A 12,815-nucleotide genomic window follows, 5' to 3' on the forward strand; every position below is an offset into this window, starting at 1 on the left:
GCGCGCGGAGAGGACACCGTCATACCCGGGCAGTCGAAAGGCCCGGGGCGGAGGCGTCGGCCGTCCCGCGCGGCCTTCGACCGCCGTACGCCCCGATGGCGTACGGCGCGCTGGCAGGTCTTCGGACTCGCGGGCGTGACCTGACGGTCGCCTACCGGCCGTCGCTTCCCAGACCCGGACCGGTCCAGTGCTCGATGACGGCTTTCGTTCCCACTCACCGCTGCGGGGCAGTTCCGGTCTCACACCGTATTCCCTCTTGCCTCGTCCGTCTGGTGAAAGACGGCCGAACCAGCTGCGGGTGTCACCATATATGGGATCGGCCGGGAAACAGCAACACCACATGCTGTGTCATGTGTTGCCGTGGGCATTCGCAGGGCGGTGCCGGGCAGGTGCCGGCCGATCCTGTCCCGTCAGGCGGTTTCCCGTCCGGTCGGCGACGAGGGGTGGCGCGCGACCCCGCTATGCTCGACGGCAGCGCTGGTTCGCCCCGGCTGCTTCCTGGGTGGGGCGTCGTAAGAGGGAACCCGGTGGGAATCCGGGACTGTCGCGCAGCGGTGAGTGGGAACGAAAGCCGTCATCGAGCACTGGGCAGCGCAGCCTGGGAAGCGACGGCCGGTAGGCGACCGTCAGGTCACGCCCGCGAGTCCGAAGACCTGCCAGCACGCACACGCCCACCGGTGTGTGCCGCCGTCGGCCTCGCGGGTGGGGTCGGACGCGCCGTGCCCCACCCTGCGGTGAGGTGCCGCCGCGCTGCCCTGATCCGTGAAGCCGCCATCTCGCGGAACGGATGAACACGAGCATGACGCAACCCGGCCGGCCGCCCGCGGCCTCACAGCTGACCCTGTCGCAGATCATGGATCAGCACCACACCAACCTGATGGGCACCGTCCACGGCGGGCGCATCCTCAACCTGATCGACTCGGCCGCCGGCGTGGTCGCCGCCCGCCACTCCGACGGGCCCGCGGTCACCGCCGCGATGGACGAGACCGTCTTCCTGCGGGCCGTGCGGATCGGGGACGTGGTCCACCTGGACGCGCGGATCACCTGGGCCGGCCGCAGTTCGATGGAGGTGGCGGTGCGGGTGACCGCCGACCGGTGGGACCGGGCGGTGCCGCCCACCACCGTCGTCACCTCCCACCTGGTGATGGTCGCGGTCGACGAGGGGGGACGTCCTCGGCGGGTGCCGCCGCTGCTGCCGCAGACCGCGGAAGACCGCCGGGCGTTCCGGCAGGCCGAGATCCGGCGCCGGCACCGCCTTTCCCTCCGCGACGCTCTCGCGCGCTCGGTACCGGAGGAGACCGCCGCCTGATGCCCCACGCGCAGATGGCGAGGGCCGGATCCGTCACGGATCCGGCCCTCGTGAGGTCACGCGCGCCGCTCAGGGCGCGCCGACGTCAGCGCTCGATGGTGCCCGGGATGGAGATCACGGTTTGCCGAGGGCGACGACGTACCGGTCGTGCAGTTCGGCCGGGAACGGGTGCCGCTCGATGATCCGGCCGCTGAGGTCGGAGACGATCGCCTTCCTGCCCTGAAGGCGGACGAGCCGGTCGTTCCCGGCCCAGTAGACGTCGGCCACCGCCAGGTCCTGGATCACCTCGCCGGTGGCGACCTTCACCAGCTGCGGCGTCTCCTGGCCCTGCACCACCACGTGGCGCCCGTCGGGCGACCAGGCGTACGCGCCGGTCACGTCACCGCGGACCGGGAGCAGGCGGGTCGGCGCCCCGGTGTCGGCGGAGAAGAGCTGCAGACCTCTGCGCGGATGCCGCCGGGCCTCCGAGAGCTGTGCGAAGTGGTCGGTCTGCGGGTAGGCGACCTCGGTGCCGTCTGGCATCCAGGTGAAAACGCAGGAGTCGGTGCAGGAGAAGGACTCCGGTGCGGTGGGGCCGCCCACCAGGAAGGTGCGTAGGCGGGCGGCGCGGGCATCCAGCACACCGAGGTGCTCTTCGCCGCGCTCCTTGTCGCGCAGTGTCAACAGCAACCGGGTGCCGTCGGGTGACCAGGACGGGGGTGCCATGGGCCGGGCGGGCAGGCGCACCCAGCGCACCCGGCCGGTGGGCACGTCGAGCACGCCGATCTCCCGGGGACGGTCGGAGTTGCTGACGGCGGCGAGGTCGCCCCTCGGCGCAGCCAGCACCGCGTCGTAGTCGGTGAGTGCGATGTATCGGCCGGTGGCGCGGTTGAGGATCAGCGCCTTGCTCTGCCGGTCGCCGGTGGTGGCGTCGAAGTACCGGGGCACGTCGGCGCCGGCGAGGACGTACCCGCCGGGAAGTTCCAGCGGGCGGGTCCACCAGTCCTCCGGCGGCGGGCTCATGTCGACTGCCACCGGTTCCGGCTCGACCGGGGCCGGTTCCCCGGAGTCTGTCCCGCGCCAGGCGGCGTAGCCGGCGATCATCAGCGTGATGGCGAGACCACCGGCGGCCAGGATCTTCGGCAGCCGGCGCGCCGGCGCGCCAGGGCCGCGGTCTGTGGCGGAGCCGGACTCGGCGATGTCGTCTGGATTGGACACGCCCGGATCATGGCACCCTTCCCGGCCCGCGGTGGTCCCGTCGGGCCGTACGTGTCCGCACGGCGGCCGCGTTGCGGTGGGGGACACGGCCGGGCGGTGCGCAGATGGCGAGGGCCGGATCCGTGGCGGATCCGGCCCTCGTGGTGTCACACGCGTCCGCGCGGGACGCGGTGGCGTCAGCTTTCGATGGAACCGGCGATGAAGTCCTCGACGGCCTGGTGGGCGTCGTGGTCGGCGTACTGCACCGGCGGGGACTTCATGAAGTAGGACGAGGCCGAGAGGATCGGGCCGCCGACCTTGCGGTCCAGGGCGATCTTCGCGGCGCGGACGGCGTCGATGATGACGCCGGCGGAGTTCGGCGAGTCCCACACCTCGAGCTTGAGCTCGGCGTTGAGCGGGACGTCACCGAAGGAGCGGCCCTCCAGGCGGATGTAGGCCCACTTGCGGTCGTCCAGCCACGGCACGTGGTCCGACGGACCGATGTGCACGTCGCTCTTGCCCATCTCGTGCGGGATCTGGGAGGTGACCGACTGGGTCTTCGAGATCTTCTTCGAGACCAGGCGGGTGCGCTCCAGCATGTTCATGAAGTCCATGTTGCCGCCGAAGTTGAGCTGGTACGTGCGCAGCAGCTCGACACCGCGGTCTTCGAAGAGCTTCGCCAAGGCGCGGTGCACGATGGTGGCGCCGACCTGGCTCTTGATGTCGTCACCGACGATCGGCAGACCGGCGTCGGTGAACTTCTGCGCCCACACCGGGTCGGAGGCGATGAAGACCGGCAGCGCGTTGACGAAGGCGCAGCCGGCGTCGATCGCGGCCTGGGCGTAGTGCTTGGCGGCGTCCTCGGAGCCCACCGGCAGGTAGGCGACGACCACGTCGACCTGCGCGTCGCGCAGCGCCTGGGCGATGTCGACCGGCTCGGCGCCGGACTCCTCGACGATCTCGCGGTAGTAGTGGCCCAGACCGTCGAAGGTCGGACCGCGCTGCACGGTGACGCCGGTCGGCGGCACGTCGCAGAGCTTGATGGTGTTGTTCTCGCTGGCGACGATCGCCTCCGCGAGGTCCATGCCGACCTTCTTGGCGTCCACGTCGAACGCCGCTACGAACTCCACGTCCGATACGTGGTAGTCGCCGAAGGTGACGTGCATGAGACCCGGGACGCGGTCATTCGGGTCAGCGTTGCGGTAGTACTCGACGCCCTGCACGAGGGACGAGGCGCAGTTGCCCACACCGACGATGGCGACGCGAACGGAGCCCATCGCGTTTGCCTCCTTCTTTCTGGTCACGGCCGCTCATTCCTGGACACTCCAGGCGGAGGCGGGTTCTTGTCTTCTCGTCGGCCACCGGCAGTCCCGTTGTCCAGGACGGCCGGGGCTCGGCCGGAGCGCTCGTTGGCGATGAGCTCCTCCAGCCAGCGGACCTCGCGCTCGCAGGCGTCGAGACCGTGGCGTTGCAGTTCAAGCGTGTACGCGTCGAGGCGTTCGGCTGCCCGGCCGAGCACGTCGCGCAGGCCTTCACGCCGCTCCTCGATCTTGCGGCGGCGACCCTCGAGGATTCGCAGGCGGGTCGCCTGGTCGGTCCGGGCGAAGAACGCGAAGTGCACGCTGAAGCCGGTGTCCTCGTACGTCTCGGGGCCGGTCTGGGCGATCAGCTCCGCGAACCGTTCCTTGCCCTCGGCGGTGATCTCGTAGACGACCCGTCCGCGCCGGCTGGTCAGGGGCGGGACCTCGTCCGAGGTGACCGGCGCCGCCTCGGCCTCGGTGATCCAGCCGGCCGCCTGCATCCGGCGCAGGGTCGGATAGAGGGAGCCGTAGCTGATGGCCGCGCGGATGGTGCCGAGCTTGGCGGTGAGCTCCTTGCGCAGCTCGTAGCCGTGCATGGGCGATTCCTGTAGGAGTCCGAGCAGGGCGAGTTCGAGCACCGTGCCGCCCTCCTCCGGGTCCGCTGCGTACCTTCGTCACGATGTATCGAGGCGATACATCGCACCGTAAACCCTCGCCACGGATCAGGCAAACCCATCGCAGTGCGGGGGCAAAACTACTCAGAGTTACCCTCCTCGCCTCGTTCCGCCCGACGGCGTACCCTTTCCCGCGTGCGCACGTCTCGCCAGGTGGTCGACTACTCGCTGCAGAAGCGAGCGGTCCTGCGTGAGCTGCACTCCGGTCGCATCGGCACGCACGACGTCTGTGACGCCTCGCCGTACCTGAAGAACGCCGCGCGGTTCCACGGCGAGGCCACCGAGGAGCGCTGCCCGGTCTGCCGCGGGGAGAACCTGACATACGTCCATTACATTTACGGCGACGAACTGAAGACCTCGGCCGGACAGGCGCGTACCCGGGCGGAACTCTCCGTCCTGGCGATGACGCTGCGTGAGTTTCAGGTATTCGTGGTGGAGGTGTGCCGAAGTTGTGACTGGAACCATCTCGTCGAGCAGTTCCTGCTCGGCAGGGACGGACTGGCAGCCGAAGGCGCCGGAACCGACGTGCCGGAGGCCGCAGCCGCCGGCACGGACCCTGGTCCCACGTCCGGGACCCGCCGCGACTCACGAGCGCGACGGTGACCCTGGTCCGGAGCATCACGACAGTACGAGCACAGGCGAGGCGCTCAGCCGCCCCGACCGTCTGGCTCACGGCAACCCGGTGGCGGCGTCATGGCGCGGGCCCCGAGACAGCAGGGTGTGAGGAATGAACTCGTACGGCGATCCCAATACCCCTTACGGGCGCGCGCAGACGCCCCGTGAGGAGGAGGAACCGCAACCGGGCCCTGATTCGTACGGCCGTCCCGGCGGCGCCGGGCGGGCCTCCGTGCCCCCGGCGGGCACCGGCGGGCGCGCTTCGGTCGGCGGCGGCTCCGGCCGTGCGCAGGTCGGCGGGCCCGGGCGGGCTCAGGTTCCTGGTGGGCCGGGCCGGGCTCAGGTTCCGGGCGGTGGGCCGGGTCGGGCGCAGGTGCCGGGTGCGGTTCCCGGGCGGGCTCAGGTCCCTGGTGGGCCGGGCCAGGCCCAGGTGCCCGGCGGTGCGCCGGGCCGTGCACAGGTGCCGGGTGCGGTTCCCGGGCGGGCTCAGGTTCCCGGTGCGCCGGGCCGGGCCCAGGTGCCCGGCGGTGCCGGCCGGGCATCGGTGGGTGCCGCCGCGGTGGGCGCCGCCTCCGTCGGCGGTGCCGGCCGGGTTGGCGCACGGGCCGCCGTCTCGCCGGACGGTGGCGCGCCGGGCGGCCCCGGCGGACCGACCGGTCCGGGCCGCGGCGGTCGCGGTGGCGGGGCCGGCAAGGACCCGCAGGCGCTGAAGCGGGCCAAGCGCCGCAAGCGCCTCAACTTCGTGATCGCCGGCTTCGCAGTGCTGATCATGATGGCCGGGTTCGGGGTCGTCGGTCTGACCTACTACTCCACCGGCGTGGTGCTGCCGCAGCACCAGAACCCGCCGCTGGCGACCAGCATCTACTACAGCGACGGCAAGACCGTGCTGGCGAAGCTGGGCCAGGAGAACCGGGCCTTCGTCAAGATCGAACAGCTTAAGCCGTACGTCGCGTTCGCGGTTGCCGCGGCCGAGGACCGCAAGTTCTACGAGCACTCCGGTGTGGACTACGTGGGTATCGCCCGGGCCGCCTGGAACAACGTCACCGGCGGCACCCGGCAGGGCGCCTCGACGATCACCCAGCAGTACGCCCGCAACGCGTACGACAACCTGCAGGACAACACGTACTCGCGCAAGCTCAAGGAGGCGATCCTCGCCTCCAAGCTCAACGACCAGTTCGACAAAGACGAGATCATGCAGCACTACCTGAACACGATCTACTTCGGTCGGGGTGCGCACGGTATCGAGGCGGCGGCGCAGGCGTACTTCAAGAAGAGCGCCACCAAGCTCACCGTGGGCGAGGCGGTGGTCCTCGCCGGCATGATCAAGCAGCCGGAGCCGGACGCCAACCACAAGAGCTACGACCCGGAGCTCAACTACGACGAGTCCGTCGGCCGCTGGAACTGGATCCTCGACGGCATGGTGGGCAAGGGCTGGCTCAAGGCCGAGGAGCGGCCCACCGAGTTCCCGAAGACCCGTCCGCGGGACAGCACGGGCCCGGGCCTGGACTACGGCGTGGAGACCCCCGTCGGCAACGTCGTCAACTACGTGCGGCAGGAGCTCATCGAGAAGGGGCTCTGCACCAGCAAGGCCGACGAGGTCACCGAGTCCAAGCCCGGCTGCAGCCAGGCGCTGATGACCCGCGGCTACCGGATCGTCACCACCATCGACGTCAAGGCTCAGAAAGCGGCGCAGGCGGCGGCCCGGCGGGCCGCCAAGACTTCGCCCATGCAGGGGCAGCCGAAGAACCTGATGGCGGCCATGGTCGCCATCGAGCCGAAGACCGGCCGGGTGCTCGCCTACTACGGTGGTGAGAGCGGTGTCGGCACCGACTTCGCCGGCCGGAACGTCGACAGCAGCGGCAACCTGACCGGTGGGCACCCGCCGGGCTCGAGTTTCAAGATTTACACGCTGGCGGCGGCGCTGGAGGCGGGCAAGTCGCTGCAGTCCCGCTGGAAGTCCGACCCGTTCAAGCCCGAGGGCGTCGGTTACACCGTGCGCAACGCCGGAACCGACACCGACAAGACCACCTGCGGCAACCAGTGCACATTGGACATCTCCACAGTGCACTCCTACAACGTGCCCTTCTATCACATCACCGAGGAGATCGGTCGATCGAAGGTCATCGAGATGGCCCGCAATGCCGGCATCACCAAGATGTGGAACACCGAGAGCAGCCCGGCCAAGGTCTTCGACCTTGACGGCGACAAGATGGAGACCCTCGAAGGGGCCTTCTACGACCCGATCGCCTACGGCCAGTACCCGGTCACGGTGCTCGACCACGCCAACGGCGCCGCCACCTTCGCCAACCGCGGCAAGTACATCAGGGCGCACTTTCTGATGACCATCGAGCAGATGGACCAGAGCACCGGTGAATGGCATCTGATCGGCGGCGAGCAGCGCAAGGTAACCGAGAAGATCCGCCCCGAGGTCGCCGACGACGTCAACGCCGTCCTGCAGAAGATCCCGGGCTACGGCGGCGACAACCTCGACGGCGGCCGGCCTGCAGCCGGCAAGACCGGAACCTGGGAACTCGAGCGCCAGCCGGGCGAGAACGCCCACGCCTGGATGGTCGGCTGGACCCCGCAGATCGCCACGGCGGTCTGGGTCGGCAACGTCAAGGACGAGAAACCGTTGCGCGACAAGGCCGGCCAGAAGATCTACGGAAGCACGCTGCCGTCGGACATCTGGAAGCAGTTCATGAACGTCGCGCTCGACGGCAAACCGGTCGAGCAGTTCCAGCCGGCGGCGAACATCGGTGACCCGGATGCCGGCAACGCCCCGGAGCAGAAGCCCGAGCCGCCGCCGAGGAACCAGGGGCGCCCCGGCGGTGGTGGCCGCGACGACGACGAGCAGGAGTGCAACCCGCTCAACCCGTTCTGCAACACCGAGCCCGACATCACCCCGGGCGGGGACGCGGGCGGTGCCGGCGGTGGTCTGCCCACCCCGGCCGTGACCGTCGCACCCACCCCGGAGCGCCGGGAGTGACCCGGAGGGCGTGACCGCAGCACACCTCGAATCAGGGGGCCGGATGCCGGCCCCCTGATTCCGTTCCGGTGCTCGACGCGGCCTTTGTGGTGTCAGGCTCGTGGTGTCCGCCGTTCTGCGGCAGGATGCCTGCCATGAGCACGCAGGCCACGCCGAGTGGGCATGACGGGACCGACCAGCCGGCCCGCTCCGACGGCTTCGTCCGGGGCATCTCCGAAGCCATCGGCGGACCACTGGGCGAACACGCCGCCACCGACGGCCGCGGCAACCGGTTCTGGACGGCGACCCGCATCGTGCTCGCGCTCGCCTGCCTGGCGCTCGCCCTGCACTGGGTGCAGAAATCCCCCTGTCAGGACGGCGCCTGGCAGAACAACTCCCAGTACACCCAGTTCTGCTACACCGACGTGCTCGCCCTCTACTACGCCGAAGGGCTCAACGAGGGGAAGGTGCCCTACCGCGACCACCCGGTGGAGTACCCGGTCGTGACCGGCTACTTCATGGGCGCGATCGGCCTGCCGGTGCATGCCGTCGGGGACGCGAACCCGCAGATGAACCAGGTGCAGTGGTTCTACAACATCAACGCGGTGGTGCTCTCGGCGCTCGCCGTCGTCACGGTGGCGGTGATCCTGGCGCTGCGCCGCCGCCGCCCCTGGGACGCGGCGCTCTTCGCCCTCGCGCCCGCGCTGGTGCTGACCGCCACCGTCAACTGGGACTTCCTCGCCATCGGACTCGGCGCCGCCGGTCTATACGCCTGGGCGCGCCGGCGGCCGGTGCTGGCGGGCGTCCTGCTCGGCCTGGCCGGCGCGGCGAAGATGTGGCCGCTGTTCATCCTCGGGCCGATCCTGGTGCTGGCACTGCGGGCGCAGCGACTACGCGCCGCGCTCATCGCGCTCGGCTCGGCCCTGGCGACCGTGTTCGTGGTGAACCTGCCGGTGGCGGTGCTCTACCCCGAAGGCTGGGGGCGGTTCTTCGAGCTGAACACCACGCGCGCCATCGACTGGGGCACGTTCTGGTACATCGGCCGCTACCTCGACGGCAAGGTCAACAGCGGCGCGGTCGGCGACCAGGGCCCGTTCCAGTGGCTCAGCGCCAACATCCCCACGCTGAACAACCTGGCGTACGCCATCTTCGCCCTGGGCTGCCTGGCGGTCGCCGTGCTGGCGCTGCGGGCACCGCGCCGGCCGCGGCTCGCCGCCCTCTCCTTCCTGGTGGTGGCGATCTTCCTGCTCTCGGCGAAGGTCTGGTCGCAGCAGTTCGTGCTCTGGCTGCTGCCTCTGATCGTGCTGGCCCGCCCCCGCTGGGGCGCCTTCCTGGCCTGGCAGATCGCCGAGGTCTGCTACTTCCTGGCCTTCTACGGCGAACTGCTGGGTGTGCAGACCGGTGAGCCGGTCATCCCGGAGGGGGTCTTCGTCCTCGCCGCCGCGCTGCGCTGGATCACCGTCGCGGTGCTCTGCGGCTTCGTGATCCGCGACATCCTGCACCCCGAACACGACCCGGTACGCGCCAACTACGCCGACGACCCGGACGGCGGGGTGCTCGACGGGGCGCCGGACGCCCCCTGGCTCGACCGATGGCGCCGGCCCGGAGTCTCGAACCGGGCCCAGCCCGGCGTGCCCGTCGCGGTGACGGTGGCCAAGGGCTGAGCGGGCAGCCGGCGTCAGCACCGGCGGCCCCATCGCCGGAGCCGGCCGGTGCCCTACCCGAGCAGTCGGTCAGTCGAGGCGGTAGACGATGGTGTCGCCTTCGTCGATGCGCCGGATGCCGAGATGGTCGACCGGCAGGTTGATCGCCGTCTCCCACGGCGTGCCCCCGACCCGGTCGCGGAGCACCACGACACTGCGTACGCCCATCGCCCGCAGGTAGGTGACGCTCTCCTGGTCGGGGAAGGCCAGGGTGACCCGCCGGGTCTCGTCGAGCCGCCGGGGCGTGAAGCCGCTGCCGCCGTTGACGACGTCCTGGAAAGCGGAGGTGGACCAGAGCATCACCAGCTGGTCGATCCCCGAGGAGCTCGGCAGGACCAGCATCGGTCCCGGAGTGGTGCGCAGCGCCGCCGGCTGCTCCGGCACCGTCGGATGCGGGGTGACGTTCACGCCTTCGACGATCACCAGCAGCAGCGGCAGCAGGGTCGCCAGCCGCAGCCAGGGACCCGGCCACGGCGGGATCCGGGTGGCGGCGAGCTCGCGTACCCGCATCGCGAAGGCGGTGACCGCGCCGGCGGCGAGCAACGCCAGGAAGAGGGTGGTCCAGAGCATCATCCGACCCGGGGTGCGCAGACCGCTCCAGCCCGGCAGGTACTCCACCAGCAGCAGATAGGTGTAGGTGCCCCCGAAGAACTTGGTGCCCATCGCCAGGATGCCGGTGACCAGCACCCCGGCCAGCAGCAGCAGGCGGTGGCGCAGCGCGAAGACCGAGAAGAAGAGGCCGCCGAGCGCCAGGGCATAGAGCGCGAAGCCGCCCAGCAGCGTCATCTCCGGCGCCCAGGTCAGCGTCGAACGGGCGCCGGTGTGCAGCTCGCCCCAGAGCTGGGACTCCGCCGGCGCGATGAAGAAGCTGCGTAGCGAGGGCGAGAAGAGGTCGATCTCGGCGGGCGAGCGCTCCGCGTACGGGTGGGCCTCGGTGACCTTGAAGAAGGGGATCGAGAGCAGGGCGCCGCTGATCGCGAAGACCAGTCCGCCGCCGAGGTCGGCGATCAGCAGCCGCCGTCCGAAGGGCCGGGGCGCTCGGTTGATCCAGAACCGCCGGACGTACCAGGTGACGAGGCCGGCGAGCGAGAGCGCGGCCAGGATGTAGACGAAGGGCAGTCCGATGCCGAAGCCCAGGCTGATCTGCCAGGTGGCGACGAGCCAGCCGGCGATCGCCCAGCCGGCGTGGCTGCGGGCCGGCCGGTAGCCGTACCGCAGCGAGTAGCCGTGGCCGCGGGCCAGCATCGCCAGCGCCAGCGGGATCCCGCCATTGGAGACGACGTGCAGGTGCCCGGCCTGGGAGAGCAGCCACGGCGCGTACGCGAAGCCGACACCGGCCACCGCGCCACCGATGCGTCCGGCTCCGAGCTGGCGGGCCAGCACGTAGGCGCCGAAGGTGGCCAGAGCGTGCGCCAGCACGAAGATGATGTTGTAGCGGAGGAGCGCGGCCTCCGGGCCGGTGCCGAGCATGCCGGCCGGGGCGTAGCCGAGCAGAGTGTCGGAGAAGGCGAAGCTCCACGACTCCGGGTAGAAGGTGTTGGCGTGCCAGAGCATGCCGGGGTCGGCCAGCAGGATGTGCCCGGACCAGGCCATCTGCCACGCCTGCAGGCTCGGGTCCCAGTAGTCCTGCGGGATGGTGTGCAGCGGGTACCGCAGGGTCGGCCAGGTCATCAGGACCGCCAGCGCCAGCGAGGCGAGGGCGGCCAGGGTCCACTCGTGGGCCAGGAACCGTCCGCCGGCGCGCCGGGCGCGCTCACCCCGTCCGGGGGGCGGCTCCTCGGCCGACGCGAACGCCGACCAGCGCTCCTCGGCGGAGTCGTCGCCGTCGGCCGCCGGTTTCCCGTTCTCCGCGGCCGGGGTGGTCTTCTCCGCGGCGGGCTTCGTCTCCGCCGCGGTGCCCGCTGCCGGCTCCGTCGTCTCCGCCGCGGTGCCCGCTGCCGGCTTCGTCGTCTCCGCCGCGGTGCCCGCAGCCGGCTTCGTCGTCTCCGCCGCGGTGCCCGCTGCCGGCTTCGCAGCCGGCTTCTGCTGGGGTGTGGTGCGCTCCTCGTCGCGGGCGCTGCCGTCGCTGGTCTTCGACTGGTCGGTGGTCATCCGCGAGGTTTCCCGTCGGTCAGCCGCTCCCGCAGGAACGCGATGTCGGCACCCTGTCCGGCGGCGCCCCCCGGTGTTTCGACGATCACCGGGGCGCCGGCCGCCCGGATCACCGCCACGACCAGCTCCGGATCGATCTGCCCCTGGCCGAGGTTGTCGTGCCGGTCGGCGCCCGAGCCGAACGCGTCCCGGGAGTCGTTGGCGTGGATCAGGTCGATGCGGCCGGTGATCGCCTTCACCCGGTCGACCAGGTCGAGCAGCTCCTCGCCGCCGGCGTGGGCATGACAGGTGTCCAGGCAGAAGCCCACGTCGTACTCCCCGACGGCGTCCCAGAGGCGGGCGAGCGCGTCCAGCCGCCGCGCGCAGGCGTTCTCGCCGCCGGCGGTGTTCTCGATCAGCACCGGGGTCGCGAAACCACCGGACTCGGCGGCGTAGGCGAAGGTCTTGCGCCAGTTGTCGAAGCCGGTGGCGATGTCCTGCCCGGCGTTGACGTGGCCGCCGTGCACGATCAGGCCCCGGGCGCCGATCTGCGCCGCGGCGTCGGCGTGGCCGACGAGCAGCTTGCGGCTCGGGATCCGGATCCGGTTGTTCAGCGTGGCGACGTTGATGACGTACGGGGCGTGGATGTAGATCTCCACGTCGGCGGCGCGCAGCCGATCGGCGTCCTCACGCGGCGGGGGCGCTTTCCACCCCTTGGGGTCGGCGAGGAAGAACTGCACGGCGTCGGCCGATCTGACTGCCGCCTCGGCCAGCGGGTCGGCCGGATCGACGTGGGCTCCGATGCGCATGCACGCGAGCCTACGTCCCGGTGCCGACAGGGCGGGGATCGGTCGCGCTCCGGTGCGGGTGTTTCGTCGTCACCGGCGGGGCCGGGCGTCGTTAGCCTTCAATGAATCGATGTTCCCGCCTCGCGGTCGGCCGCGGGCACGTGGCACCACCGGGGCGGGGCCGGCCGTACGCGAGCCGCCGCAGACCGACCAC

At 70.9% G+C, this 12,815-nt stretch carries 9 protein-coding genes and 2 riboswitches; of the genes, 4 read left to right on the plus strand and 5 right to left on the minus strand.

Translation table 11 applies throughout. The features are described 5' to 3' along the window. Positions 1 to 95: 95 nt before the first annotated feature. Positions 96 to 308: riboswitch (cobalamin riboswitch) on the minus strand. Positions 309 to 461: 153 nt separating this feature from the next. Then, positions 462 to 675, plus strand: a riboswitch (cobalamin riboswitch). Positions 676 to 799: 124 nt separating this feature from the next. Beyond that, positions 800 to 1,309, plus strand: a complete 510-nt coding sequence (locus tag ACK8GG_RS16435; RefSeq protein WP_440356729.1) for an acyl-CoA thioesterase — start codon at positions 800 to 802, stop codon at positions 1,307 to 1,309. A gap of 114 nt (positions 1,310 to 1,423) precedes the next feature. Here the strand turns inward: ACK8GG_RS16435 and ACK8GG_RS16440 are convergent, their stop codons facing one another. The 3 genes from ACK8GG_RS16440 to ACK8GG_RS16450 all read right to left on the minus strand — a co-directional run bounded on the left by ACK8GG_RS16440 (position 1,424) and on the right by ACK8GG_RS16450 (position 4,424). After that, positions 1,424 to 2,506, minus strand: a complete 1,083-nt coding sequence (locus ACK8GG_RS16440) for a TolB family protein (protein ID WP_440356730.1) — start codon at positions 2,504 to 2,506, stop codon at positions 1,424 to 1,426. A 176-nt stretch (positions 2,507 to 2,682) separates the two neighbouring features. Further along, a complete protein-coding gene (locus ACK8GG_RS16445; protein WP_440354731.1) occupies positions 2,683 to 3,762 on the minus strand; it encodes an inositol-3-phosphate synthase in 1,080 nt (359 codons plus the stop codon). Positions 3,763 to 3,785: 23 nt separating this feature from the next. Beyond that, positions 3,786 to 4,424: a PadR family transcriptional regulator gene (locus ACK8GG_RS16450; protein ID WP_440351277.1), complete on the minus strand. Its 639-nt coding sequence runs from the start codon at positions 4,422 to 4,424 to the stop codon at positions 3,786 to 3,788. 171 nt (positions 4,425 to 4,595) lie between these two features. On the opposite strand from ACK8GG_RS16450, the gene ACK8GG_RS16455 reads away from it, so the two are divergent. The 3 genes from ACK8GG_RS16455 to ACK8GG_RS16465 all read left to right on the plus strand — a co-directional run bounded on the left by ACK8GG_RS16455 (position 4,596) and on the right by ACK8GG_RS16465 (position 9,704). Further along, positions 4,596 to 5,063, plus strand: a complete 468-nt coding sequence (locus tag ACK8GG_RS16455; protein ID WP_440354594.1) for a DUF5318 domain-containing protein — start codon at positions 4,596 to 4,598, stop codon at positions 5,061 to 5,063. Between the two features lie 124 nt (positions 5,064 to 5,187). Beyond that, positions 5,188 to 8,061, plus strand: a complete 2,874-nt coding sequence (locus tag ACK8GG_RS16460; protein WP_440356731.1) for a transglycosylase domain-containing protein — start codon at positions 5,188 to 5,190, stop codon at positions 8,059 to 8,061. 134 nt (positions 8,062 to 8,195) lie between these two features. Next, complete coding sequence (locus ACK8GG_RS16465; RefSeq protein WP_440354596.1) at positions 8,196 to 9,704, plus strand: glycosyltransferase family 87 protein; 1,509 nt, start codon at positions 8,196 to 8,198, stop codon at positions 9,702 to 9,704. A 69-nt stretch (positions 9,705 to 9,773) separates the two neighbouring features. Here the strand turns inward: ACK8GG_RS16465 and ACK8GG_RS16470 are convergent, their stop codons facing one another. Both ACK8GG_RS16470 and ACK8GG_RS16475 read right to left on the minus strand, forming a co-directional pair. Continuing rightward, the gene (locus tag ACK8GG_RS16470) at positions 9,774 to 11,834 is read right to left on the minus strand and encodes a hypothetical protein (RefSeq protein WP_440356732.1); all 2,061 of its coding nucleotides are present in this window, start codon (positions 11,832 to 11,834) and stop codon (positions 9,774 to 9,776) included. Further along, complete coding sequence (locus tag ACK8GG_RS16475) at positions 11,831 to 12,622, minus strand: deoxyribonuclease IV (protein ID WP_440351272.1); 792 nt, start codon at positions 12,620 to 12,622, stop codon at positions 11,831 to 11,833. Before ACK8GG_RS16475 ends, ACK8GG_RS16470 begins: the two co-directional genes overlap by 4 nt. Between the last annotated feature and the right edge of the window lie 193 nt (positions 12,623 to 12,815).

The organism is Melissospora conviva (assembly GCF_049523535.1).
Lineage (GTDB): Bacteria > Actinomycetota > Actinomycetes > Mycobacteriales > Micromonosporaceae > Melissospora > Melissospora conviva.

What these genes read in the sequence shown, in the direction of transcription:
- ACK8GG_RS16435 (WP_440356729.1), top strand. Translation starts at nt 800, where the DNA reads ATGACGCAACCCGGCCGGCCGCCCGCGGCCTCACAGCTGACCCTGTCG.
- ACK8GG_RS16460 (WP_440356731.1), top strand. Translation starts at nt 5,188, where the DNA reads ATGAACTCGTACGGCGATCCCAATACCCCTTACGGGCGCGCGCAGACG.
- ACK8GG_RS16465 (WP_440354596.1), top strand. Translation starts at nt 8,196, where the DNA reads ATGAGCACGCAGGCCACGCCGAGTGGGCATGACGGGACCGACCAGCCG.
- ACK8GG_RS16470 (WP_440356732.1), bottom strand. Translation starts at nt 11,834, where the DNA reads ATGACCACCGACCAGTCGAAGACCAGCGACGGCAGCGCCCGCGACGAG.
- ACK8GG_RS16475 (WP_440351272.1), bottom strand. Translation starts at nt 12,622, where the DNA reads ATGCGCATCGGAGCCCACGTCGATCCGGCCGACCCGCTGGCCGAGGCG.
- ACK8GG_RS16445 (WP_440354731.1), bottom strand. Translation starts at nt 3,762, where the DNA reads ATGGGCTCCGTTCGCGTCGCCATCGTCGGTGTGGGCAACTGCGCCTCG.